Origin of the sequence: Anaeromyxobacter diazotrophicus (assembly GCF_013340205.1) — a bacterium.
Taxonomy (GTDB): domain Bacteria; phylum Myxococcota; class Myxococcia; order Myxococcales; family Anaeromyxobacteraceae; genus Anaeromyxobacter_A; species Anaeromyxobacter_A diazotrophicus.
Genome location: NZ_BJTG01000002.1, coordinates 474470 through 497109, shown reverse-complemented (window position 1 = coordinate 497109; position 22640 = coordinate 474470). Strand labels below are relative to the sequence as shown.

Sequence of the window (22640 nt, the reverse complement as noted above, 5' to 3'; positions counted from 1 at the left end):
GGTGGACGGCGGCCCTGGTCCGCTAGATCCTCGCCCCTCCATGACCGACCCCAGCCCGCAGCCCGCCGCCCCCGCCGCCGGCCAGCCCGTGCCGCCCCGCGACCCCGTGTGCGGCATGCTGGTCGACCCCGAGCACCCGCAGGGCGGCACCGTCGAGCGCGGCCGGTACCGGTACCACTTCTGCAGCGCCCGCTGCCGCCAGGCGTTCGAGGCGGAGCCGGAGCGCTGGTTCGCGCTCGACCCGGTCTGCGGGATGGAGGTGAACCCGAAGGCGCCCAAGGGCGGCTCCCTCGAGCACGGCGGCCGGACCTTCCACTTCTGCAGCATGAAGTGCCTCGCCAAGTTCCAGGCCGAGCCCGAGCGCTATCTCCTGCACGGGCCGGGCGGGATGCCGAAGGACGCGCCGCCTCCGGCGCCGCCCCCCGGCGGCCAGGTGGTGTGGGTCTGCCCGATGGATCCGGAGGTGCGCGAGCCGGAGCCGGTGCCGTGCCCGATCTGCGGCATGGCGCTCGAGCCGCTGGTGGTCGGCGGGATGCCCTCGCTGGGCGAGAAGAACCCGGAGCTCGAGCGGATGAGCCGGCGCTTCTGGCTCGGCCTCGCCCCGGCCGCGCTGGTCCTCGCCCTCGCGATGAGCCACTGGCTCCCGGCGGGCTGGTCGGCCGACCACCTGCTCGGCCCGCGCGTGAACGCGTGGCTGCAGCTCGCCCTCTCCGCCCCGGTGGTCCTCTGGGGCGGGTGGCCCTTCTTCGAGCGGGCCTGGCTGTCCCTGCGCACGCGGCACTTCAACATGTTCACCCTGATCGGGCTCGGGACGGCGGCCGCCTTCGGCGAGAGCGCGCTCGCCACGCTCCTCCCCGCCAGCGCGTTCCCGGAGGCGTTCCGCGGGGCGCACGGCGCGGTGCCCATCTACTTCGAGTCGGCGGCGGTGATCGTGGAGCTGGTGCTGCTCGGCCAGGTGCTCGAGCTGCGCGCGCGCGGCCGCGTCTCCGGCGCGCTCCAGGCGCTCCTCGGGCTCGCCCCGAAGACCGCGCGGCGCGTCGCGCCGGGCGGCGGCGAGGCGGACGTCGCCATCGAGGAGGTGACGCCCGGCGACCTCCTCCGGGTCCGGCCCGGCGAGAAGGTGCCGGTGGACGGCACCGTGGTCTCGGGCGGCTCGGCCGTCGACGAGTCGATGGTCACCGGCGAGAGCGTCCCGGTGGAGAAGGGCCCGGGCGACCGCGTCACCGGCGCGACGATCAACGGGACCGGCAGCTTCGTGTTCCGCGCCGAGCGCGTCGGGAAGGACACCCTGCTGGCGCAGATCGTCCGCATGGTGGCCGAGGCGCAGCGCAGCCGCGCACCCATCCAGCGGCTCGCCGACACCGTGGCGGCCTGGTTCGTGCCGGCGGTGGTGGCGAGCGCCGCGCTCACCTTCGCCGCCTGGGCGCTCCTGGGCCCCGAGCCGCGCCTCGCCCACGCCCTCATGAACGCGGTGGCGGTGCTCATCATCGCCTGCCCCTGCGCGCTGGGGCTCGCGACGCCCATGGCGATCATGGTCGGCACCACCCGCGGCGCGCAGGCCGGCGTGCTGGTGAAGAACGCCGAGGCGCTGGAGCGGCTGGCGCGCGTCGACACCCTCCTCGTCGACAAGACCGGGACGCTCACGCTCGGCAAGCCGCGCCTCGCCCGCGTCGAGGCGACCGGCGCGGTCCCCGAGGCCGAGCTGCTCCGGCTCGCCGCCGCGCTGGAGCGCGCCAGCGAGCACCCGCTCGCGGCGGCGGTGCTGGCGGCCTCCCGGGAGCGGGGCCTCCCGCCCGCGGAGGCGCGCGCCTTCCGTTCGGTGCCGGGCAAGGGGGTCGCGGGCGAGGTCGACGGGCGTGCGGTCGCCCTCGGCAACGCGGCGCTCCTCGCCGAGCTGGGGATCCCGGCCGGCGACCTCGCGGCGCGCGCCGACGCGCTGGCGGCCGGCGGCGCGACGGTGGTGCTGGCCGCGGTCGACGGCGCGGCGGCCGGGCTGCTGGCGGTGGCGGACCCCGTGAAGCCCGGCGCCCCCGCGGCGGTGAAGGCGCTCCAGGCCGGCGGCGTCCGCGTGGTCATGGTGACCGGCGATCGGCGGGCCACGGCGCTCGCGGTGGCGAAGGAGCTCGGCATCGACGAGGTCGAGGCGGAGGTGCTGCCCGGCGACAAGGCGGCGGTGGTGGCACGCCACCAGGGGGCGGGCCAGCGCGTCGCGATGGCGGGCGACGGGGTCAACGACGCCCCGGCGCTGGCGGCCGCGGACGTCGGCATCGCCATGGGCACCGGCGCCGACGTGGCCATCGAGAGCGCGGGGCTGACGCTCCTGCACGGCGACCTCGCCGGCATCGTCCGGGCGCGGCGCCTGTCGCGCGCCACCCTCCGCAACATCCGGCAGAACCTGTTCTGGGCCTTCGCCTACAACATGGTCGGGGTGCCGGTGGCGGCCGGCGCGCTCTACCCGTTCTCCGGGATCCTGCTCTCGCCCATGATCGCCTCGGCCGCGATGAGCTTCTCGTCGGTGACGGTCATCGCCAACGCGCTGCGGCTCAAGCGGGCGCGGCTCGGCTGATCAGAGGCCCCACGCCACCGGGGCGTCGACCGCGTCCGGCCCCTCGTCGGGCGCGGCGAGGTTCGAGACCGCGACCCCGAGCGCGAGCGCGATCATCACCGCGATCGCGACCAGCCAGCCCCGCCCCTCGCTCGAGCCCCCCTCGCCCGCGACGTCGAACGGCAGCACCTCCCGAACCGCGTTGGCCATGGCATCCTCCTGGCGGGAGGACGCGGGAGCTCGCTGGATGCGACTCGGTGGGACCCAAGGAGGATCCGTGCCGCGCAGCGCCCGCGCGCGCACGAGGCGCCATTGCGGAGCGCCGCACCCAGGCGCCGCGCTCGCCGGAACGCGCCCACCGGGACCTCGCCCGCGGCGAGGACTGACCGAAGCACCGCGGCGCGCGCGCGAGCGAGTGGCGGCGGGGTTACACGCTTCGCGCCTCGGTGCGGGCGCTCTTGGGAGGCCCCCTCTCCCGCGCCCCCCCGCTTCGCGGGTCATCATTCATCACATCTCGAGGAGGGCATCCGTCTCAGCGGCCGTCGGTGGGCTTGGCGGGCCGGCGGACTGCGGGCAGAGAGGGGCGCGGCAGGATGGGCGGCCGGGCCCGCGCTGGCGGCCCGGCCTGGGACGGGCCTGAGCCGAGGCCGGCTCCCCCTCCCTGTGGGAGTGGTGCGTCCGCGCCCTCCACCTCAGCGAGGGGGCGGCGGGGCGGCGCATCGCCGCCATGCGCGTGCTGCGGCGGTGCCCGGGGCTCGCAGAGCCCCTGCGCGACGGGCGCCTCTCCCTGTCCACCGCCGCAGCGCTCGGGCCCGTGCTCACGGAGGGAAACTGGGAGGAGCTCGTCGGGCGCGCCGCGTACAAGACCAAGGTGGAGACGGAGCAGCTCGTCGGGTCGCTGCAGCCGCGGCCGGCGCCGCGGGAGGGGCCGACAACCTGAGGCTGTGTTGCCGCAGTCACAATTCGCTGCACGCCGAGCACGTCTTCGGGAGGGAGCACATGGACCAGTTTCGGAAGGGCGCGGACCGTAGCGCTCCACCAACTATCGCCAGCGGAAGCACTTCTGGGGCGTGCGGCACGGGCGCTGAGACGGTTGGCTCGGCGTGAACGCTCGGACAGCGCAGCACCGGATCGTGAGCCGATCTTGCGGCCGGCGCCGCGGCCGGGGAGTGACGCCTCGCTGGCGAAGCTCGCCGGACGGTGCCCTGCCTCGATGGGGCGGCGGCCGCGAGACGGGCACGCACCTCTCTGCTGGCTTTGACGGGCCGGCAGAGACTTGTGGGCAATCATGAGCTTCGCGGGGCGAGGGGAGCAGGACTCGCGACCGACCCCGACCCCGACCCCGACCCCGACCGCGACCGCGACCGCGACCGCGACCCCGATCGTGAACCGCGCGACCTCACGCGCCCGCCCGCCCCTTGAAGCGCTTCAGGCGCACCGCCTCCTCGCGGGCGCGCTCCTCCAGCGCCAGCGAGACCCGGCGCGCCTCGGCGGCGAGGCGCGGGGCGACGAGCTGCTCGAGCGCGTTCACCCGGCGCGTCGTCTGCTGGAGCTCCTCGCCCAGCCGCTCGAGGTAGAGCTCGCGCGAGGCGATCTCGAGCAGCACCTCCAGCACCTCCTCGTGGCGGGTGGCGGCCTCGGCCGCCGCGAGGCCCCAGCGCGCGGGCGGCGCGCCGCGGGCGTCGGCGGCCCGCCGCAGGCGCGGCGCGCTCACGCGGTGCACCGGCACGCCCCACACCCGCCGCTCCTCGACGCTGACCGGGATCTCCCGGGCCGCGCCGTCGCCCAGGGAGGCGAGCGCGGCGTCGCCCTCGAGGGCGCGGGCGAGGACCAGCGCCCGCTGCGCCTCGCGCAGCGAGGCGTCGAGCCGGTCGCGCCCCGCCACCGCCTCGCGGAGGAGCTTGAACATCTCGGCCGCCAGCACCTCCCGCTTGCCGCGGAGCAGCCGCGCCCCCTGCCGCGCCAGCCCGAGCCGGGCGCGCAGCGCGAGCAGCGCCATGCGGGTGGTGGCCTCAGGCATCGCGCTGCGCCTCGGGGTGGTGGCGCGCCGCCAGGTCCTCGCGCCGCACGCGCGAGAGCGAGCTGGCCGGGAACGCCGCGAGGAGCCTCCAGCCCAGGTCGAGCGTCTCCTCGAAGCTGCGGAAGACCTCGCCCTGGCCCACCAGCTCCTGCTCGAAGCGATCCGAGAAGGCGACGAACCGCCGCTCCTCGTCCGAGAGGCCCGCCTGCCCCACGATGGCCGCCATCCGGCGCACGTCGCAGCCGCGGGCGTGGCAGGCGTACAGCTGGTCGGCCAGGCCGCGGTGGTCGGCGCGCGTCTTCCCCTCGCCGATGCCCTGGTTCATGAGGCGCGCCAGGGAGGGGAGGACGTCGATGGGCGGGTAGACGCCCTTCTGGTCGAGCTCGCGCGAGAGCACGAGCTGCCCCTCGGTGATGTAGCCGGTGAGGTCGGGGATGGGGTGGGTGAGGTCGTCGTCCGGCATGGTGAGGATGGGGAGCTGCGTCACCGAGCCCGGGCGGCCGAGGAGCCGACCGGCGCGCTCGTAGAGGCTCGCGAGGTCCGTGTACATGTAGCCGGGGTAGCCGCGCCGGCCGGGCAGCTCCTCGCGCGCCAGCGCCACCTCCCGCAAGGCGTCGCAGTAGGCGCTCATGTCGGTCATCACCACCAGCACGTGGAGGCCGTGGGCGAAGGCGAGGTGCTCGGCGACGGTGAGCGCGCAGCGCGGCGCCAGCAGCCGCTCGATGGGCGGATCCTCCGCCCCGTTCACGAAGGCCACCGTGCGCCCCTGGGCCCCCGACGCCGCGAAGGAGGCGAGGAACGCCTCGCGCTCGCGCCAGGAGGCGCCGACGGCGGCGAAGACCACCGCGAACGGCTCGCCCTCCCCGGCCGCGGCGCCCGGCCGCCGCACCCGCGCCTGGGCCACGATCTGCGCCGCCAGCCGGGCGGCGGGGAGGCCGGCGCAGGAGAACACTGGCAGCTTCTGCCCGCGCACGAGGGTGTTGAGCCCGTCGATGGCCGAGATGCCGGTCTCGATCGGCTCCTCCGGCTTCCCGCGCCGCACCGCGTTCATGGGGCTGCCGGCGAGGGGGAGCCGCAGCTCGGGGATGGGCGGGGGCAACCCGTCCACGGGCCGGCCCAGGCCGTCGAAGGCGCGGCCGAGCATGGCGCGGGCGACGCCCAGCGAGGCCACCCTGCCCGTCAGCACGACCTCGGCCCGCGAGGGCGCCAGCCCGCGCGTCTCCTCGAGCACCTGCACCACCGCCCGCTCCTCGGCCAGGTCGATCACCTGACCGTGCCGCTCCGGGGCGCCCTCCACGCGCAGGCGCACCATCTCGCCGAGCCGCGCCCCGCGCGGCCGCTCCACGAACAGGAGCGGCCCCTCGAGCGCGGTGGCGGTCCGGAGTCGGGGGGTCACGAGGTCCATGGCGCGCCTCTCACCGCTTCCGCGGCCGCCGCCGCGATCTCCGCCTCGGACAGCTCGCCCAGCCGGGCCAGCCCCGAGCCGTCGGCGGCGCGCAGCACCGCCTCGAGCGGCGCGCCCTGCCCCAGCGCGGCCGCCGCCGCGGCGTGGAACCCCAGCAGCGCCGAGAGCATGGCGCGGGCGCGGGCCGGCGGGGTGGAGCGGTCGACCGGGTGGTAGGCGTTCTGCCGCAGGAACCCCTCGCGCACCAGCCGCGCCGCGGCGAGCAGGAGCCGCTCCTCGTCCTGCAAGGCGTCCATCCCGACGAGCTGCGCGATCTCGAGCAGCTCGCGCTCGCGCGAGAGGAGCCGCAGCGCCTCGGCCCGCAGCCGCCCGAACCCCTCCCCCGCCTCGCGCTCGAACCAGCCCGCCACCCCCGGCGCGTCGAGCGACCAGCTCCGGGTCCAGTCCACCGCCGGGAAGTGGCGCCGGTGCGCCAGGTCGGCCGAGAGGGCCCACACCGCGCCGGTGGCGCGCAGGAAGGCCTGCGTCACCGGCTCGGAGAAGTCGCCGCCCGGGGGCGAGACCGCGCCCACCACCGTGATCGAGCCCTCGCCCGCGCCGGAGAGCGGCACGGCGCGCCCGGCGCGCTCGTAGAGCTGCGCCACCCGGCTGCCGAGCGAGGTGGGGTACCCCTCCTCGCCGGGGAGCTCCTCCAGCCGCGCCGAGATCTCGCGCAGCGCCTCGGCCCAGCGCGAGGTGGAGTCGATCATGAGCGCGACGCGCAGCCCGAGGTCGCGGAAGTACTCGGCCAGCGTGAAGCCGGTCGAGATGGACGCCTCCCGGCCCGCGACCGGCATGTTGGAGGTGTTCACCACCATCACCGTGCGGCTCATGAGCGGGCGACCGGTGCGCGGGTCCTCCAGCCGCGGGAACTCCTCCAGCACCTCCGCCATCTCGTTGCCGCGCTCGCCGCAGCCGACGTAGACGATGACGTCGGCGGCGCCGAACTTGGCGAGGGCCTGCTCCAGCACGGTCTTGCCGGTGCCGAAGCCGCCCGGGACGATGGCCGTGCCCCCCTCCGCCACCGGGAAGAGCACGTCCAGGATGCGCTGCCCGGTGAGGAACGGCACCTCCGGCGCGAGCCGGCGCAGGACCGGCCGCGGCCGGCGCACCGGCCAGCGGTGCATGGGCGCGAGCGCGCGGCCGCCCTCGAGGATCACCACCGGCTCGTCCACCCGGACCTCGCCGGCGCGCACCTCCGCCGCCACCCCGTCCGCGTCGGGCGGCGCGAGGACCGGCTCGTCCTCCTCACCGCCCGCGGCACGGACCACCCCGAGGCGCTGCCCGCCCCGCACGGGGTCGCCGCGGCGCACCTGCGGCGTGAAGGCGAGCCGCCGCGCGCGGTCGAGCGCCGGCGCGCGCTCGCCGCGCCCGAGGAAGTCGCCGCTCCGGGCGAGGACGTCGAGCGGCCGCTGCAGCCCGTCGAAGATGCGGCCGAGGAGCCCGGGCCCGAGCTCGACCTCGAGCGGCGCGCCGGTGGGGGTCGCCGGCTCGAGGAGCCCGAGCCCGGCGGTGTCCTCGTACACCTGCAGCGTGGCGAGCTCGCCGCGCACGCGGATCACCTCGGCGGTGAGGCGCTCGGCGCCGACCAGCACCACCTCGTTCAGGCCCACCGCGCCGAGCCCGCGCGCGACCGCCATCGGCCCGGCCACCCTCACCAGCTCACCCGGCATGGGGCCCCTCCCCGAGCTTCACGTGGTAGCCCACCGCCCGCCGCACGATGGCCGCGACGAGCTCGCGCCCGCGCCCGGGCTCCGCGTGCCGGCGCGGCAGCGAGAAGGGGATGAGCACGGGCAGCTCCTGGCCGCGCCGGCGCGCCCGCAGCGCCTCCTCGGCCTGGGGGAGCAGCCCCGCCTCGACCGCCACCACCGCCAGCCCGGGCCGGCCGAGCAGCGCCGCGAGCGCGCGCGGCTCCTCGCCCGGCGCGATCTCCTCGACCGGGGCCCCGGCGAGCCGGAAGCCGAGCCCGTCGCCCGGGCGGACCGCCACCGCCAGCCCGAGATCGGGGTGCGCCGGCCGCGGGGAGGTCATCGCGCCGGGCCCTCCACCAGGTCGAGGAGCGCCTCGCCCGGGAGGCCGTGCTCCTGCCCGAGCCGGACGACGCGGAGGCGGCGCGCCTCGCCGGCGCGGGCCGCCAGGTAGGCGAGCGGCGGCGCGATGGAGAACGGGCGCGCCCGCGCCTCGCGCAGGAGCCACCGCTCGCGGCGTCGGGCGAGGAGCTCGGCGGCGCGGGCGGGCTCGGCGAGGGCCGCCGGGTCGGCGCCGAGCCACCGCGCGAGCGCCTCGCGGCGGCTCGCCGGCGCCTGCTCGAACAGGCGCGCGAAGGCGGGGGCGTCGAGCGCGCCGCCCGCGACGAAGAGCTCGTCCGGGCGCGCCGGCGCCTCGACGGCGAGGAGCGTGGCCGCGTTCACCGCGTCGACGTGCAGCGCGAGCGCCCGCGCCGCGAGCCGCGCGTCCTCCCCGCGCCCGCGCAGCTCGCGGAGGGCGCCCTCGACCAGGGCGCGCTCGAGCGCCACGCCCAGCCTGAGCAGCCGGGGCTCGCGCGCGGAGGCCTTCACCGCCGCCGCCGCGGCGCCGGCGAGCGGGCTGGCGCGCGTCGCCAGCGCCTCCGGCGCGCGCTCCGGGCCGGGCAGCGACGCCAGCGCGGCGAGCGCCTCCGGGCCGAGGCCGGGCGAGGGGGGCGCGCCCCGGAGGATCCGCTCCGGGGGGAGCCGCAAGAGGAGCCCCCGGAGCAGCGCCTCCAGGGTGGGCGCGTCCTCCAGCCGGAGCAGCGCCGCCACCCGGCGGCGCGCCGCGCCGGAGAGGAACCCGAGCACCCGCGCGGCCTCCCGCGCCAGCTCCGCCGGCGAGGACCCCGGCCCCTCGGGCGCGGCGCCGCGCAGGAGCAGCTCGCGCAGCCCGCGATCCCCGAGCAGCCTGGCGCGCCGCGCCGCCACCCGCGCGTTGGCGTAGTCAGTCTCCGCCATGCGCCGCCCCCAGGTAGCGCCGCGCCAGCTCCGGCTCGAGCGCCTCCCACGCCCGCTCCAGCCGCGCCGGCAGCGTGTCGTCGAGCACGAGGCCGGCCTGCGCGAGCTCGAGGCCGCCGCGCGGCGCCGCCGCCGGCCGCACCTCGATCCGCCCGGCCAGCGCGGGGTGGGCCCGCGCGAGGTGCGCCCGCACCAGCGCCTCCTCGCCGGGGTCGGCCACGAGGACCGCCGGCCCCTCGCCGAGCCGGGCGCACAGCTCGTCCACCAGGCGCGGGACGAGGCTCGCGCCGCGGTCGCGGAGCGCCGCCAGGGCCTCCGCGCGGAGCGCCTCCAGCAGCCGGCGCGCCTCGCGCAGCGCGAGCGCCTCCGCCTCGCGGGCCGCCGCCCCGCGCGCCCGCGCCAGCTGCGCCTGCTCTGCCGCCGCCGCTGCCGTCAGCGCGCGGGCGCGCTCGGCCGCCGCTTCGGCGCGCGCCGCGGCGACGAGGCGCTCCGCCTCGCGCGCGCCCGCCTCGCGGGCGGCGGTCGCGTCGCGCGCCACCTCCTCCGACAGCGCGCGCAGGAGGTCGCCGTAGGCCACGTCACGCCTTCCCGAGCAGGATCAGCACCGCCACCACGAACCCCAGGATGACCAGCGTCTCCGGGATGGCGAGCATCACGATGATGGCCCCCCGCAGCTCCGGCTTCTCGGCCAGCGCGCCCGACCCCGCCGCGCCGATGCGCGACTGGACCCAGGCGGTGGCCAGCGCCGAGATGCCGATGGCGAGCGCGGCGGCGACGGCGATGAGGACGCGTTCCATCTGTTCCCTCCCGGCGGGGACGCGCCCCGCCTCTCCGGAGGGCGCGGGGGAGAGCCGTCCCCCGCGACCCTCACGTCAGCCCAGCGCGAGCGGCCGGTAGGGCCGGCCCCCCTCGCAGTAGAACTTGTCCAGGAACTCGACCAGCTGGAGGCGCAGCGCGGCGATGGCGGGCGAGATCGCGCCCATGGTGAAGTTGACGGCGTGCAGCGCCAGCGCCAGCGCCACCCCGCCCGCCCCGGGCAGCGCCGCCGGCATGCCGTTCGCCACCTCGGCCAGCATGGCCGAGGCGACGCCGAGCGCCATGAGGCGGGCGTAGGAGAGGACGTTGCCGAGCGAGAGCACCGCCTCGAGGAGCGCCATCGGCCCCTCGGCCGCCGCCGCGGCCGCGGCGCAGAGGGCCGCGCAGCCCGCGGCCGGCGCCGCCAGCCGGCGCGGCAGGAGCCCCAGCGCGGCGGCGGCGGCGACCGCGGCCGCGCCGAGCAGGAGGAGGCGCGCCGCGCGCGCGAGCGCCTCGCGCCGGTGCCGGTCGCGGAGCGCCTGCCAGGCCCCGAGCGCGAGCCCCACCGCCAGGTGCCCGAGCCCGAACGCGAGCGCGAGCCCGAGCAGCGCGAGGAGCGCGGTGCGCCGGTCGAGGAGCAGCGGGTGCAGCCCGAGCGCCTCGCCGAGGGCGCCGAACGCCTCGCCGAAGAGGAGGCCGAAGAGGGCCGCCCAGGCGCCGCAGGCGAGGACGACGACCGCGGCGCGCCGGCCGAGCGGCCCGCCCCAGCCGCGCCAGCGCGCGGCGAGCGCCAGCCCCATCGCCAGCGCCCCGAAGCCCAGGTCGCCCAGCATGAGGCCGAAGAAGAGCGGGTAGAACAGCGCCATCCAGGCGGTCGGGTCGACCGACCCGTAGCGCGGGAGCGGGACGAGCGCGAGCAAGAGCTCGAACGGCGCCAGCCAGCGCGGGTTCGAGAGCACCACCGGGACCTCGCGCTCCTCGCCCGGGGCGAGCGGGAACTCGGAGACGCTCACCGCGCCCGCGAAGGCGGCCGCCGCGGCGGCGGAGAGCGGCGCCACCTGGGCGCGCGGCGCCCAGCCCCACACCACGAAGGCGTGGCCGGTCTCGCCGCAGCAGGCCGCCGCCTCCAGCCGCGCCAGCGCGGCGCGCGCCGCGCGCTCGGCGGCCGCGACCGACGGCGCGAGCCGGGCCAGGAGCTCGTCGCGCGCGCGCTCGGCGGCGGCGATGGCGCCCGGCAGCGCCCGCTCGCGCTCGGCCAGCGCGACGAGCGCCCGGGCGGGGGCGAGCGCGTCGAGCGCGCCGGGGAGCTGCAGCTCCTCCACGCCCTGCTCGAACAGGAGCGCCCGCACCTCGCGCGCCCGCGAGGACGGGACGATGAGCAGCACCGCCAGCTCGCCCTCGCCCGCGTCGGTGGCGCGCACCAGCCCGCCGCCGGCGGTGAGGCGCGCCACCTCGGACGCGAGGAGCGCCAGCGCGTCCCCGCGCTCGCGGCGCAGCGCCAGGCCGAAGGCACGGGCGCGCGGCGGCGTGGGCGTCTCGGCGCTGAGCGGCACCAGCGCGCGCAGGAGCCGCGCCAGCCGCCGCACCGACTGCCGCTCGGCGAGGAGCGCGGCGCGCCGCTCCTCGAGCTCCCGCAGCTGCGCCTCGAGCTCGTCGAGCGCGGCCTGGAACGCGGGCGTGCCCGGGTCCGGGAGCGCCTGCGCCCGCCCGGCCGGCGGCGGCAGCCGGGCCCGCAGCGGCGCGAGGCGCGCCAGCGCCGCGCGGAGCGCCTCGCCGAGCGCGGAGTCGCCCGGCGAGACCGGCACGCTGCGGAGGCCCGGCGCCCCGGCGGACGGCGGCTCGCGCAGCGCCACCACCCCCTGCCCCTGCAGGAAGCGGAGCGCCTCGGGCAGGAGCCGGCGCGGGCCGAGCACCTCGAGCTTGGCCATGGGGACGATCATGGCGCCTCGCCGGAGGCGGTCCGGACGAGCAGACGGAGCGCGTCGTCGTGCGCCTCGGCCGCGCGGCGCGCGAGCGCGGCGAGCCGCGCGGCGGCCTCGGCCCGCGCCTCCTCCGCCGCGGCCGCGCAGGCCCCGGAGAGCGCCGCCTCGCGCGCGGCCAGCTCCGCCGCCAGCGCGCGGCGCCCGTCCTCGAGGAGCCGCGCCGCCTCGGCCCGGGCCGCCGCCAGCGCGCGGGCCGCCTCCCCGCGCGCCTCCTCGAGCTGCCGATCGAGGGCCGCCTCGTCGTCGCGGAGCCGCGCCAGCGACGCCAGCTCGTCGCCCGGCTCGCCTGGACGCCGCTCCGCGCGCAGCATCGACCCCTCCCGCAGCCGGCCGCCGCGCCCGTGCCGGCGAGCCCTGGCAGGATCGTACGCCTATCACTCAGCGTCGATACGGCCCAGGAGGGCGCGGCGAGGTGCCGCAACCGCGGGGGCTCAGGTCTGGCCCCGGTCGATCCACTTCTCCAGATAGGCCGGCGCGTGGCGCGCGAGCGCGTCGAGGAGCGGCCCCGGCTCGGCGCCGACGAGGAGCAGCGCGCGGTGCTCGGGCCGCAGGAACCGCTCCTTCACCGCATGGTCGAAGAAGGCGATGAGCGGCTGCCAGTACCCCGCCACGTCGAGCAGCGCGCACGCCTTGCGGTGGAGGCCGAGCTGCGCCCAGGTCAGGATCTCGGACAGCTCCTCGAGCGTCCCCATCCCGCCCGGGAGCGCCACGAAGCCGTCCGCCAGCTCGGCCATCCGCGCCTTGCGCTCGTGCATCGAGGCGACGACCTCCAGGCGGGTGAGGCCGTGGTGCGCGAGCTCCTTCGCCTCGAGTGCGCCGGGGATGATGCCCACCACCTCGCCGCCCGCCGCGAGCGCGCCGTCCGCTACCGCCCCCATGAGGCCGACGCTCGAGCCGCCGTAGACGAGGCCGAGCCCGCGCGAGGCCAGCTCGCGCCCGAGCGCGCGCGCGGTGGCGAGATAGGCCGGCCTGGCGCCCGGCGAAGAGCCGCAAAACACGCAGATCCGCTTCATCTTTTCTCCTGGCTCCGGCGCTCGCGGGTTGACGCGTCGCGGCAATTTATTTGTCAAAATACCCATCGGGGGACTGACAGGGATCATTCCCGTTTGGGCTGATCTGTGGTGTTTTGTGCGTCCCGCGGCGTGAAGCCCCTCGAGACGATCCAACCCGCCGCAGGCAGGAGCTCAAGCGCATGAGCGTCACCACGAAGGACGTGGTCATCGGCCCCGGCCCGTCCCGCCTCTCCCTGTTCTGGTTGAGCAACGTCGGCAAGAAGGTGCTGATGGCGCTCTCCGGGATCATTCTCTTCCTCTACGTCATCGCCCATCTGCTGGGGAACCTGCAGATCTACATGGGCAGCGCCGTCATCGACCGGTACGCGCACCTCCTCCACTCCAACGAGGGGCTGCTCTGGACCGCGCGCGTCGTCCTGCTCGCCGCGGTCGGCGTGCACGCGATCGCCGGCATCCAGCTCTGGTTCCGCAAGCGCGAGGCGCGCCCCATCGCCTACCGCTCGAGGGAGAACATCCAGGCGAGCGCCGCGTCGCGCACGATGATCATCACCGGCGTCCTCATCGCGCTCTTCGTCGTCTACCACGTGCTCGACCTCACGATGGGCGTGTTCCTCGGCGCGAACTACGTGGAGCTCTCCCCGGGCCACAACGTGCCGGCCAGCTTCTCGAACCCGGTCTCGGCGGCGCTCTACATCGTCGCCATGACCGCGCTGGGCTTCCACCTCTGGCACGGCGTCTACTCGATGTTCGGGTCGCTCGGCCTCACGCACCCCCTCTACACCGAGAAGGTGAAGAAGGCGGCCGCGGTGGTCGCCACGCTCATCGCCCTCGCCAACATCGCGTTCCCCGTCGCCGTGCTCACCGGCTTCCGCCCCGCCCCCCCGGCGCAGGAGCAGGTCGAGCGCGCTCCCGGCCAGTAGAGAGGACACCCCATGATCATCGACGCCAAGACCGCGAAGATCCCGGCCGGACCCCTCGAGCACAAGTGGACCGAGCACAAGGCCCACATGAAGCTCGTGAACCCCGCCAACAAGCGGAAGTACACCGTCATCGTGGTGGGGACGGGCCTGGCCGGCGGCGCCGCCGCCGCCTCGCTCGGTGAGCTCGGCTACAACGTCCTGAACTTCTGCTTCCAGGACTCGCCGCGCCGCGCCCACTCGATCGCCGCCCAGGGCGGCATCAACGCCGCGAAGAACTACCAGAACGACGGCGACAGCGTTTACCGGCTGTTCTACGACACCATCAAGGGCGGCGACTTCCGCGCCCGCGAGGCCAACGTGCATCGCCTGGCCGAGGTGTCGGTGAACATCATCGACCAGTGCGTGGCCCAGGGCGTCCCGTTCGGGCGCGAGTACGGCGGCACGCTGGCGAACCGCTCCTTCGGCGGCGCCCAGGTCTCCCGCACGTTCTACGCCCGCGGCCAGACCGGCCAGCAGCTCCTGCTCGGCGCCTACCAGGCGCTGGAGCGGCAGGTCGCGGCCGGCACCGTGAAGATGTTCTCCCGCCACGAGATGCTGGACCTCGTCCTCGTCGACGGGCGCGCGCGCGGCGTGGTCGTCCGCGACCTCGAGACCGGCGCCATCCAGTCGTTCGCCGGGGACGCGGTCGTGCTCGCCACCGGCGGCTACGGCAACGTCTTCTACCTGTCGACGAACGCCAAGGGCTCGAACGGCAGCGCCATCTGGCGCGCCTACAAGAAGGGCGCCTTCTTCGCGAACCCCTGCTACACGCAGATCCACCCGACCTGCATCCCGAAGTCGGGCGACTACCAGTCGAAGCTGACGCTCATGTCCGAGTCGCTCCGCAACGACGGGCGCGTGTGGGTGCCGAAGAAGAAGGGCGACCACCGGCCGCCGGACCAGATCCCCGAGGACGAGCGCGACTACTACCTCGAGCGCGTCTACCCCTCGTTTGGCAACCTCGCCCCCCGCGACGTCTCCTCGCGCCAGGCGAAGTACCGCTGCGACGAGGGCCTCGGCGTCGGGCCGGGCGGCCTCGGCGTGTACCTGGACTTCGCCGATTCCATCAAGCGGCTCGGCAAGGCCACCATCGCCGAGCGCTACGGCAACCTGTTCGAGATGTACCAGCGCATCACCGGCGAGGATCCGTACACGGTGCCGATGCGCATCTACCCGGCGGTCCACTACACGATGGGCGGCCTCTGGGTGGACTACAACCTCATGAGCAACCTGCCCGGCCTGTTCGTGGGCGGAGAGGCGAACTTCTCCGACCACGGCGCGAACCGGCTCGGCGCCTCGGCGCTCATGCAGGGCCTCGGCGACGGCTACTTCGTCCTGCCGCTCACCGTCGGCGACTACCTCGCCTCCGGCGGCATCGCCAAGATCGACGCCAACCACGCGGCCTTCAAGGACGCCGAGCGCGGCGCGCGCGAGCGCCTCGACCGGCTGCTCTCCACGAAGGGCACCCGCACCGTCGACTCCTTCTGGAAGGAGCTCGGCACCATCATGTGGGACGAGTGTGGCATGGCCCGCAACAAGGAGAGCCTGACGCGCGCGCTCACCAAGATCCCGGTGCTGCGCGAGGAGTACTGGCGCAACGCCAAGGTCCTGGGCGGCGGCGGCGAGTTCAACCAGGAGCTGGAGAAGGCCAACCGCGTCGGCGACTTCTTCGAGCTCGCCGAGCTGCTCTGCTGGGACGCCCTGCAGCGCAACGAGTCGTGCGGCGGCCACTTCCGCACCGAGTACCAGACGCCGGACGGCGAGGCGCAGCGCAATGACGCGGAGTACGCGTACGTGGCGGCCTGGGGCTTCAAGGGCGATGGGCAGCAGCCCGAGCTGAACAAGGAACCGCTCGTGTACGAGAACATCCAGCTGGCGACCCGGAGCTACAAGTGAGCGCGAACGGACACGGCAACGGCGACATGAAGCTGACCCTCGACGTGTGGCGCCAGAAGAACGCCCAGGACGCCGGGCGCTTCGTCCGGTACCAGGTCACCGCCAACGAGCACATGTCCTTCCTCGAGATGCTGGACGTCCTGAACCAGGATCTCATCGTGAAGGGCGAGGAGCCGGTGGCGTTCGACAACGACTGCCGCGAGGGTATCTGCGGCATGTGCGGCTTCCTCATCAACGGCTCGCCGCACGGGCCGGTGCACGGCGGCACCGTCTGCCAGCTGCACATGCGCCACTTCAAGGACGGTGACGCGCTGACGCTGGAGCCCTGGCGCGCCAAGGCCTTCCCGGTCATCAAGGACCTGGTGGTGAACCGCAGCGCGTTCGACCGCATCATCCAGGCGGGCGGCTTCGTCTCCACCCGCACCGGCAGCGCGCCGGAGGCGAACGCGATCCTGGTCCCGAAGCCGAACGCCGACCGCGCCATGGAGGCGGCGGCCTGCATCGGCTGCGGCGCCTGCGTGGCGGCCTGCCCGAACGCGGCGGCGGCGCTCTTCACGGGCGCCAAGATCACGCACCTGGGCTCCCTGCCCCAGGGCGCGCCGGAGCGCCAGGAGCGCGCCATCGGGATGGTGCAGCAGAACACGGTGGAGGGCTTCGGCCACTGCACGCTCATGGGCGAGTGCGCGGCGGTCTGCCCAGCCCACGTGCCGCTCGAGGTGATCCCGCAGATGAACAAGGATTACTTCCAGGCCATGCTGAAGAAGCGCGACCAGAAGGCCGCCGCCGGCGGCGCCTAGCTCCTCGCGCCTCACGCCTCACCCGCGCCACCCCGGCCCCGGCCGCGGTGGCGCTCTTTTTTGGTGCGGTCGGGTTCGCCGGCCGAGGTCGCGGCCGGTCCAGGTCGCGGTCCAGGTCGTGGTCGAGGTCGTGGTCGAGGTTCATCCCTCTCCCCTCGCCCCGCCCCGCGCCCGCGCGCGCGTCGGCGCCCGTGCTCCGCGCCGCGCCGGAGGTCCCATCGGCCGGAACGCGCACCGCGGCCCACGGGTCGCGCTGCGGAATCTTGCACCGCGGCGCCTCCGCGCCGCGGTGCTTCGGTCAGTCCTCGCCGCAAGGAGTTCCTCTCGGCGCGTTCCGGCGATCGCGTCACCTGGGGCGGCGCTCCGCAATGGCGCCTCGTGCGCGCGCGGGCGCTGTGCGGCCCGGGTGCAGGGGCAGCGCGCGCGTGCCCCCCTGCGCGCGTCACGCCCCCCGCGCGCCCTCCACACCCTCCGCCGCGCTCGCCCGCGCCCGCGCCGGCAGCTTCACCAGCCCGGTGGCGAGCGCGGTCCCGACCAGCACCACCGCGGCCCCGGCCACCATCCGCGCGGTGAGCGCCTCGGCCAGGAACAGCCCTCCCCAGGCCATCGCGAAGGGCGGGATGAGGAAGGTGACCGCGATCGCCTTCGCGGGGCCGACGTGTGCGATGAGCCTGAAGTACAGCACGTAGGCGACGGCGGTGCAGAGGACGCCGAGGGCCACCACCGCCTGCCAGGCGCGCGGCGAGACGGCGTGCTGGGGCCAGAGGACGGCCGCGCCGGGGAGGAGCAGCAGCACGGCGGCGAGCTGGCTCCCGGCGGCCACCGCGAGCGGGTTCACGCCCGTCAGCCGGCGCTTGGTGTAGCTCGCGGCGACGCCGTAGGAGAGCGTCGCCGCGAGCGCCGCGACCACGGCCAGCCCCGCCCCGCCGGGCTTGAAGGACGCCCGGCCCCACATGAGCACCGCCACCCCCGCGAAGCCGACGACGAGCCCGAGGGCGCGGCCGCGGGTGAGGCGGTCCTTCAGCCACACGTGCGCGACGAGGCCGCCCCAGAGCGGCGAGGTGGCGTTCAGGATCGAGGCGAGCCCGGCCGTCACCGACAGTGTGGCGTAGGCGAGCAGGCAGAACGGGAGCGCCGAGTTGAGCGCGCCGACCACGATCACGGGCCAGGCCCGGCCCCGGAGCTGGGAGAGCCCTCCCCGCCAGGCCAGCACCGGGAGGAGCAGGAGCGCGGCGATGCCGACCCGCAGCGCGATGAGGGGCACCGGGCCGAGCTCGGGCGCGGCCACCCGCATGAACAGGAAAGAGCCGCCCCACAGCGCCGCCAGGAGGAGCAGCTCCGCCGCGTCACGCGGGCTCACGGCCGGCTCCGGGACGCGAGCGCGAGGGAGCCCTGGTCTCCCCCGGCGAACGGGCCGCGCCGCGCCAGCACCTCGCGCTCGTGCCCGAGCAGCCACTTCTTGCGCTCGAGCCCCCCAGCGTAGCCGGTGAGCGCGCCGCTCGCGCCGATCACCCGGTGGCAGGGGACGACGATCGAAAGCGGGTTGCGCCCGTTGGCGGCGCCGACCGCGCGGACCGCCGCCGGCGCCCCGAGGCGAGCGGCGATCTGGCCGTAGCTGCGGGTCTCACCGTACGGGATCTCCCGCAGCGCCTCCCAGACGCGGCGCTGGAACGGCGTCCCGCGCGGCGCGAGCGGCAGGTCGAAGGCGGTCCGCTCGCCGGCGAACCAGGCCGCGAGCTGGCGCGCCGCCTCCTGCAGCACCCGCTCCTCCCCCTCCCCCTCCCCCTCCCCTTCCCCGGCGCCCGGCGCCGCGGCCTCCCGGGCCGGCGCGGGCGATCCCATGAACACGGCGACCAGCGCACCGTCCTCCGCCACGAGCCGCAGCTCGCCGATCGGGCTCTCCATCCACCGCTCACGCACCGCCATCGCCGCCTCCTTTCGCCGCGCCGCTCCACAAGTGCATCACCGCGTAGGCGCGCCACGGCCGCCAGCGCTCGGCCCGCGCCTCCGCCGCCCGCGCCGACGCGACCCCGAGCGCGCGCAGGACCCCGAGATCGCCGCCGGGGAACGCGTCGGGGGCGCCGAGCGCGCGCATGGCGACGAGCTCGGCGGTCCACGGGCCGACGCCCGGCACCCCGCGCAGGACCGCGCGGGTAGCCTCGACGTCGCCGCCCCGGTGGAGCTGGAGCCGCCCCTCGGCGCAGGCGCGGGCGATCCCGAGCAGCGTGCGGGCGCGGGCGCCGGGCATGCCGAGCCGCGCGATCCGGTCCTCGCCCGCCGCCGCGACCTGCTCGGCGGAGGCGGAGAGCCGATCGAGCCCGGGGAACGGGGTCGCGACGGGGCCGCCCAGCGCCGCGGCCAGGCGGCCGGCGACGGTGGTGGCGGCGGACACGCTCACCTGCTGCCCGAGCACCACCCGCGCCGCCGCCTCGAAGCCGTCGAACGCGCCCGCGACGCGCAGCCCGGGGTGGCGGCGCAGCGACCGGGCGAGCAGCGGGTCGTCCCCGAGCCGCGCCGCGATGGCGTCGGGGCGCGCGTCGAGGTCGAAGAGCGCGCGGAGCCGCGCCACGAGCGGCATGAGCGCGCCGATGAGCGAGGGCGCCACCTCGACCCGCAGCGCCGGGCGCGCCGGGTCGGCCGTGACGGCGACCCAGCCCTGGTGCGCGCCGAGGTGGACCGTCCGCCGGTAGGTGCCGTCCTCGACCTGCTCGACGCCGGCCGTGCAGCGCCCGGCCAGGAACCCGAGCTGCGTCTCCCAGTCGAACGGAGGGCGGTGCTCGAGGCGCAGCACGAGCGGTGCCCCGGCGGCCCCCTGGCCGTGGTCGCGCCGGATCGAGGAGGGGGGACGCCCGAAGCGATCGCGGAAGATGGCGTTGAACCGCCGCAGGCTCCCGAACCCGGCCGCGAGCGCCACCTCGGCCATGGGCAGGGCGGTGTCGTGGAGCAGCTGCTTCGCGAGCGCCAGCCGCCGCGACTGCGCCAGCTCGACGGGCGAGGCGCCCAGCTCCGCCTGCACCGTACGGCGCAGGTGCCGGGGGGTCACGCCGAGGGCGGCCGAGAGCTCCTCCACCGAGCCCTCGTTGAGGAAGCCGGCTTCGATGCGGGCCGCGGCGGCCGCGACCAGGCGCGGCACCGCGTCCACCGGCCCGGCCCCGGGCGCCAGCTCCGGCCGGCAGCGGAAGCAGGCGCGGTAGCCCTCGCGCTCCGCCTCGGCGGCGCGGGCGAAGAAGGCGACGCGGTCGCGCCGCGGCGTGCGCGCGGGGCAGATGGGCCGGCAGTAGATGCCGGTGGTCCGGACCGCCACGAAGAAGCGGCCGTCGAAGCGGCGGTCGCGGGCGGCCAGCGCGCGGAAGCAGGTGTCGTCGTCGAGCTCCACGCGCTCGTCTCTACCGCGCCCGCCTGGCCCTGTCTGGCCGTTTTCGGACGCGGGGGCGACGCCGCGCGCGGCCGCCCGCCGGGGCGGCCTCAGCGCGCCGGGGCCGCGCCCGCCAGGTCGCCCACGACGACCTTCCACTCGCGGATCCGCCAGCGGGTGACGACGCCGTTCGCGACGTACGGGTCCTCCCGCACGAACGCCTCCACCTCGGCGGCCGAGCCGGCGCGGAACACGAGCAGCGTCCCGTCGGGCGGGTCGAACGCGCCGCCCGCCAGGAGCTTCCCCTCGGCGCGCCACCGCTCGGCGAGCGCGAGGTGGGCGGCGCGGTGCGGCTGCCGCCGCGTCAGGTAGTCGTCCGGGACGTCGCAGAGGAGCGCGAAGAGCATGCCGGTGTCCTACCACGGCCGGCGCGCCCGCGCCGCGGGGAGCGCCCCTCGCCCAGGAGCCCGCGGTAGAGCGCGTCGTAGCTCCGGCGCATGACGTCGACGGCGTGCTCGCGCTCCACCACCGCGCGCCCCGCCTCCCCCAGGCGGCGCGCCAGCGCGGGGTCGCGCAGCAGCCTCACGACGCGCTCCGCGAGCGCCGCGGGCGCGCGGGGGGGCACCAGCAGCCCGGACTCGCCGTCGCGGATGACCTCGGGGGTGCCCCCCACCGCGGTGGCGACCAGCGGGCGGCGCGCGGCCAGCGCCTCGAGGATCGCGTTGGAGAGCCCCTCGGCGTGGCTCGCCGACACGGCCACCGCGGCGCGCGCGAGCAGCGCCGGCACGTCCCGGCGCTGGCCGGCGAACTCGACCCGCCCGGCCAGGCCGAGGTCGCGCGCCAGCGCCTCGAGCAGCGGCCGCCGCGCCCCGTCGCCGACCAGGACGAGGCGCGCCGCCGGCACCTCCCGCGCCACCTCGCGGAACGCCCGCAGGAGGTCCTCCTGCCCCTTCACCGGATGGTGCATGTTCGCGACCTGGATCACCTCCGGCGCGGGCGGCCCGGCCCGTGGCCCCGGCCCGCGCGCGGCGCGATCGAACTCCGCCAGATCCAGGCCGTTGCGCACCAGCGCGATCCGCTCCGGGGCGACACCCTCGGCGAGGCACAGGTCGCGGATGGCGAGCGCGTTCACCAGCACCCGGTCGGCGAGGCGGGAGGCGAGCCGCAGCGCGACGCGCCGGCCGGCGTCGAGGTGGTGCATGAGATCGACGCGGGTCACCACGACCGGCACGCCGGCGAGGCGCGCGGCGAGGCTGCCGAGCAGGTCGGTGTAGAAGTCCTGCGCGTGCACCAGTGCGACGCGCTCGGCCCGGAGCTCGGCGGCGAGCCGCGCCACCTTCGCGAGCGTGCCCGGCCTGAGCGTCTTGCGCACCTCCAGCGAGCGCGGCGCGATCCCGAGCTGCGCCAGGTCCGCGAGGTGCGGCCCCTCCAGCTTGAGGCAGCGGACCACCGGCTCCCAGCGGGCGCGATCGAGCGTCGCGAGGTGGAGCAGCGCCTGCCGCTCCTGCCCACCGACCATGAAGCGGTTCTGGAACAGGAGGACCTTGACCGGGCCCGTCATGCCGCGCGCGCCGCCCGCGCCGGCCCCGCGTCCCCGGCCGCGAGGCGGCGGCGCAGCCGCGCCTGGACCACCACCGCCACCGCCAGGCCGAAGGCGGCGTAGAGGTTGAAGGAGCGGCTGTAGCCGTTCACGAGCTCGCACACGAGGTAGCCGGCGAGGCCGGCGAAGAGCGCGCGGGCCCCCTCCCCACCCCGCTCGCCCCCCACGCTCCACAGGCGCCAGAGCAGCCACGCGCAGTACGTCGCGAAGAGCGCCAGCGCGATGATCCCGAGCTCGCCCAGGACCTCCATGAAGAGGTTGTGGGCGATGAGCCGCTGCCCGAGCGCCTTGAGCGGCGCGTACCGCGTCCACGCCTCCAGGAACGCGCCGGCGCCGACGCCGCTCAGGGGCCGCTCGTGGAAGATCACCTGCAGCATGGTGTAGGCACGCTCGCGGCCCTGGAACGACGCGTCGTCCTCGTACTCGGCGATGGTGCTCTGCCGCATCCAGAAGCTCTCCGGCGCGAGCGCCACCACCGCCACCAGCGCCAGCCCCGCCAGCACCAGCCCCTTCCCCTTGGCGTGGCCGCGCAGGAACGTGAGCAGGAGCGCGGCCACCAGCGCCACCGTCCCGGAGCGCGAGTAGGTGAGGACGATGGCGGCCACGTTCGCGGCGGCGGCGAAGAGGAGCAGCCCCTTGAGCCAGGGGCGTCGCACCTGGCCGGCGAGGAGGATCGCCGCGGGCAGGAACAGCACGAGGCCCATCGCCAGGCGGTTCGGGTCGGCGTAGTTGCCGCGCCACGCGGTGCGGTAGCCCTCGATGAGCGCGTCGCCGGCGAGCCAGCGCTGGATGCCGCCGAGCGACGGCGCCAGGGTGGCGAGCGCGCCGGCGAGGAGCGCCCCGCGGACCCGGCCCGGCGTGTCGAGCGCGTTGATCAGCGCCGCGTAGACCACGAGCAGCTTGCCGATGTCGAAGATGGCGTCCCAGGTGCGCTCCGGGGCGATGGTCCAGGCGAGGGACAGGGGGATCATCGCCGCGTAGGCGAGGAGGAACCCCGCCGCCGGACCGCCCAGCCGGAGCCGCTCGCCGGAGGTCACCCGGCGCATGAGCACCGCCAGCGCGCACACGGCCGAGGTCACCACCCCGAGGCGCATGCGCTCGAAGAGCTCCGGCCAGTAGAACGCCGGGCTGGCGTACAGGTTCACCAGGAACGCCAGGGCCGCGCCGTAGGCGAGCCGGCCCCACCGCTCGCTCGCGCGCGCGAGGCCGGCCGCGCGCCGGTCGCCCGCGGGGAGGAACGCCTCCAGCTCGAGCTCACCGCGCATGAG

21 protein-coding genes and 1 pseudogene are annotated in these 22640 nt (G+C 76.5%); 5 read left to right on the top strand and 17 right to left on the bottom strand.

All coding sequences use genetic code 11. The features are described 5' to 3' along the window. Window positions 1–40: 40 nt before the first annotated feature. Complete coding sequence (locus tag HWY08_RS05290) at window positions 41–2566, top strand: heavy metal translocating P-type ATPase (RefSeq protein WP_176063655.1); 2526 nt, start codon at window positions 41–43, stop codon at window positions 2564–2566. On the opposite strand, the gene HWY08_RS05285 is transcribed toward HWY08_RS05290, so the two are convergent. Further along, the gene (locus HWY08_RS05285; RefSeq protein ID WP_176063652.1) at window positions 2567–2755 is read right to left on the bottom strand and encodes a hypothetical protein; all 189 of its coding nucleotides are present in this window, start codon (window positions 2753–2755) and stop codon (window positions 2567–2569) included. Window positions 2756–3188: 433 nt separating this feature from the next. On the opposite strand from HWY08_RS05285, the pseudogene HWY08_RS05280 reads away from it, so the two are divergent. After that, a pseudogene (locus HWY08_RS05280) lies at window positions 3189–3473 on the top strand (HNH endonuclease); the annotation flags it as partial. Between the two features lie 471 nt (window positions 3474–3944). Here the strand turns inward: HWY08_RS05280 and HWY08_RS05275 are convergent. The 10 genes from HWY08_RS05275 to HWY08_RS05230 form a co-directional block, all read right to left on the bottom strand. Then, window positions 3945–4565, bottom strand: coding sequence for a V-type ATP synthase subunit D (locus HWY08_RS05275; RefSeq protein ID WP_176063649.1), 621 nt, complete (start codon window positions 4563–4565; stop codon window positions 3945–3947). Next, window positions 4558–5970 (bottom strand): V-type ATP synthase subunit B, encoded by a 1413-nt coding sequence (locus HWY08_RS05270; RefSeq protein WP_176063647.1) that lies wholly within the window; start codon window positions 5968–5970, stop codon window positions 4558–4560. Before HWY08_RS05270 ends, HWY08_RS05275 begins: the two co-directional genes overlap by 8 nt. Next, entirely contained in the window at window positions 5958–7682 is a 1725-nt protein-coding gene (locus tag HWY08_RS05265; RefSeq protein WP_176063645.1) for a V-type ATP synthase subunit A, read from the bottom strand. The genes HWY08_RS05270 and HWY08_RS05265 overlap by 13 nt, the downstream gene beginning before the upstream one ends. Further along, window positions 7672–8040, bottom strand: coding sequence for a V-type ATP synthase subunit F (locus HWY08_RS05260; RefSeq protein WP_176063643.1), 369 nt, complete (start codon window positions 8038–8040; stop codon window positions 7672–7674). The genes HWY08_RS05265 and HWY08_RS05260 overlap by 11 nt, the downstream gene beginning before the upstream one ends. Beyond that, window positions 8037–8975 carry a V-type ATPase subunit gene (locus HWY08_RS05255; protein WP_176063641.1) on the bottom strand — a complete coding sequence of 313 codons (939 nt, stop codon included), beginning with the start codon at window positions 8973–8975 and terminating at the stop codon, window positions 8037–8039. The genes HWY08_RS05260 and HWY08_RS05255 overlap by 4 nt, the downstream gene beginning before the upstream one ends. Continuing rightward, window positions 8962–9552: a hypothetical protein gene (locus HWY08_RS05250; protein ID WP_176063639.1), complete on the bottom strand. Its 591-nt coding sequence runs from the start codon at window positions 9550–9552 to the stop codon at window positions 8962–8964. Before HWY08_RS05250 ends, HWY08_RS05255 begins: the two co-directional genes overlap by 14 nt. A gap of 1 nt (window position 9553) precedes the next feature. Next, window positions 9554–9772: an ATP synthase subunit C-like protein gene (locus tag HWY08_RS05245; RefSeq protein ID WP_176063637.1), complete on the bottom strand. Its 219-nt coding sequence runs from the start codon at window positions 9770–9772 to the stop codon at window positions 9554–9556. Between the two features lie 75 nt (window positions 9773–9847). Then, the gene (locus tag HWY08_RS05240) at window positions 9848–11698 is read right to left on the bottom strand and encodes a V-type ATP synthase subunit I (RefSeq protein WP_235969466.1); all 1851 of its coding nucleotides are present in this window, start codon (window positions 11696–11698) and stop codon (window positions 9848–9850) included. Window positions 11699–11706: 8 nt separating this feature from the next. Continuing rightward, on the bottom strand, window positions 11707–12063 hold the full coding sequence (locus HWY08_RS05235) for a hypothetical protein (RefSeq protein ID WP_176063634.1): 357 nt from the start codon (window positions 12061–12063) through the stop codon (window positions 11707–11709). Window positions 12064–12183: 120 nt separating this feature from the next. Then, window positions 12184–12765, bottom strand: a complete 582-nt coding sequence (locus HWY08_RS05230) for an LOG family protein (RefSeq protein ID WP_176063632.1) — start codon at window positions 12763–12765, stop codon at window positions 12184–12186. 179 nt (window positions 12766–12944) lie between these two features. On the opposite strand from HWY08_RS05230, the gene HWY08_RS05225 reads away from it, so the two are divergent. The 3 genes from HWY08_RS05225 to HWY08_RS05215 are packed head-to-tail and all read left to right on the top strand — an operon-like array spanning window position 12945 to window position 16417. Then, window positions 12945–13685 (top strand): succinate dehydrogenase cytochrome b subunit, encoded by a 741-nt coding sequence (locus HWY08_RS05225; protein ID WP_176063630.1) that lies wholly within the window; start codon window positions 12945–12947, stop codon window positions 13683–13685. 12 nt (window positions 13686–13697) lie between these two features. Beyond that, on the top strand, window positions 13698–15620 hold the full coding sequence (locus HWY08_RS05220) for a fumarate reductase/succinate dehydrogenase flavoprotein subunit (protein WP_176063628.1): 1923 nt from the start codon (window positions 13698–13700) through the stop codon (window positions 15618–15620). Continuing rightward, window positions 15617–16417 (top strand): succinate dehydrogenase/fumarate reductase iron-sulfur subunit, encoded by an 801-nt coding sequence (locus HWY08_RS05215; RefSeq protein ID WP_308469063.1) that lies wholly within the window; start codon window positions 15617–15619, stop codon window positions 16415–16417. The genes HWY08_RS05220 and HWY08_RS05215 overlap by 4 nt, the downstream gene beginning before the upstream one ends. Window positions 16418–16859: 442 nt before the next feature. Here the strand turns inward: HWY08_RS05215 and HWY08_RS05210 are convergent, their stop codons facing one another. The 6 genes from HWY08_RS05210 to HWY08_RS05185 all read right to left on the bottom strand — a co-directional run bounded on the left by HWY08_RS05210 (window position 16860) and on the right by HWY08_RS05185 (window position 22637). Further along, window positions 16860–17777, bottom strand: a complete 918-nt coding sequence (locus tag HWY08_RS05210) for a DMT family transporter (protein ID WP_176063626.1) — start codon at window positions 17775–17777, stop codon at window positions 16860–16862. Next, window positions 17774–18343: a methylated-DNA--[protein]-cysteine S-methyltransferase gene (locus HWY08_RS05205; protein ID WP_176063624.1), complete on the bottom strand. Its 570-nt coding sequence runs from the start codon at window positions 18341–18343 to the stop codon at window positions 17774–17776. The genes HWY08_RS05210 and HWY08_RS05205 overlap by 4 nt, the downstream gene beginning before the upstream one ends. Next, a complete protein-coding gene (locus HWY08_RS05200; protein WP_176063622.1) occupies window positions 18330–19793 on the bottom strand; it encodes a DNA-3-methyladenine glycosylase 2 in 1464 nt (487 codons plus the stop codon). The genes HWY08_RS05205 and HWY08_RS05200 overlap by 14 nt, the downstream gene beginning before the upstream one ends. 89 nt (window positions 19794–19882) lie before the next feature. Continuing rightward, a complete protein-coding gene (locus HWY08_RS05195) occupies window positions 19883–20179 on the bottom strand; it encodes a YciI-like protein (RefSeq protein ID WP_176063620.1) in 297 nt (98 codons plus the stop codon). Continuing rightward, window positions 20137–21333 carry a glycosyltransferase gene (locus HWY08_RS05190; protein ID WP_176063618.1) on the bottom strand — a complete coding sequence of 399 codons (1197 nt, stop codon included), beginning with the start codon at window positions 21331–21333 and terminating at the stop codon, window positions 20137–20139. Before HWY08_RS05190 ends, HWY08_RS05195 begins: the two co-directional genes overlap by 43 nt. Beyond that, window positions 21330–22637, bottom strand: coding sequence for an O-antigen ligase family protein (locus HWY08_RS05185; RefSeq protein ID WP_176063616.1), 1308 nt, complete (start codon window positions 22635–22637; stop codon window positions 21330–21332). Before HWY08_RS05185 ends, HWY08_RS05190 begins: the two co-directional genes overlap by 4 nt. Window positions 22638–22640: the final 3 nt, after the last annotated feature.

Excerpts from the sequence above, each read along its gene's own strand:
- HWY08_RS05275 (WP_176063649.1), bottom strand. The coding sequence starts at position 4,565 with ATGCCTGAGGCCACCACCCGCATGGCGCTGCTCGCGCTGCGCGCCCGG.
- HWY08_RS05260 (WP_176063643.1), bottom strand. The coding sequence starts at position 8,040 with ATGACCTCCCCGCGGCCGGCGCACCCCGATCTCGGGCTGGCGGTGGCG.
- HWY08_RS05190 (WP_176063618.1), bottom strand. The coding sequence starts at position 21,333 with ATGACGGGCCCGGTCAAGGTCCTCCTGTTCCAGAACCGCTTCATGGTC.
- HWY08_RS05265 (WP_176063645.1), bottom strand. The coding sequence starts at position 7,682 with ATGCCGGGTGAGCTGGTGAGGGTGGCCGGGCCGATGGCGGTCGCGCGC.
- HWY08_RS05230 (WP_176063632.1), bottom strand. The coding sequence starts at position 12,765 with ATGAAGCGGATCTGCGTGTTTTGCGGCTCTTCGCCGGGCGCCAGGCCG.
- HWY08_RS05245 (WP_176063637.1), bottom strand. The coding sequence starts at position 9,772 with ATGGAACGCGTCCTCATCGCCGTCGCCGCCGCGCTCGCCATCGGCATC.
- HWY08_RS05185 (WP_176063616.1), bottom strand. The coding sequence starts at position 22,637 with ATGCGCGGTGAGCTCGAGCTGGAGGCGTTCCTCCCCGCGGGCGACCGG.
- HWY08_RS05255 (WP_176063641.1), bottom strand. The coding sequence starts at position 8,975 with ATGGCGGAGACTGACTACGCCAACGCGCGGGTGGCGGCGCGGCGCGCC.
- HWY08_RS05270 (WP_176063647.1), bottom strand. The coding sequence starts at position 5,970 with ATGGACCTCGTGACCCCCCGACTCCGGACCGCCACCGCGCTCGAGGGG.
- HWY08_RS05225 (WP_176063630.1), top strand. The coding sequence starts at position 12,945 with ATGAGCGTCACCACGAAGGACGTGGTCATCGGCCCCGGCCCGTCCCGC.
- HWY08_RS05195 (WP_176063620.1), bottom strand. The coding sequence starts at position 20,179 with ATGCTCTTCGCGCTCCTCTGCGACGTCCCGGACGACTACCTGACGCGG.
- HWY08_RS05240 (WP_235969466.1), bottom strand. The coding sequence starts at position 11,698 with ATGGCCAAGCTCGAGGTGCTCGGCCCGCGCCGGCTCCTGCCCGAGGCG.
- HWY08_RS05205 (WP_176063624.1), bottom strand. The coding sequence starts at position 18,343 with ATGGCGGTGCGTGAGCGGTGGATGGAGAGCCCGATCGGCGAGCTGCGG.
- HWY08_RS05285 (WP_176063652.1), bottom strand. The coding sequence starts at position 2,755 with ATGGCCAACGCGGTTCGGGAGGTGCTGCCGTTCGACGTCGCGGGCGAG.
- HWY08_RS05235 (WP_176063634.1), bottom strand. The coding sequence starts at position 12,063 with ATGCTGCGCGCGGAGCGGCGTCCAGGCGAGCCGGGCGACGAGCTGGCG.
- HWY08_RS05220 (WP_176063628.1), top strand. The coding sequence starts at position 13,698 with ATGATCATCGACGCCAAGACCGCGAAGATCCCGGCCGGACCCCTCGAG.
- HWY08_RS05290 (WP_176063655.1), top strand. The coding sequence starts at position 41 with ATGACCGACCCCAGCCCGCAGCCCGCCGCCCCCGCCGCCGGCCAGCCC.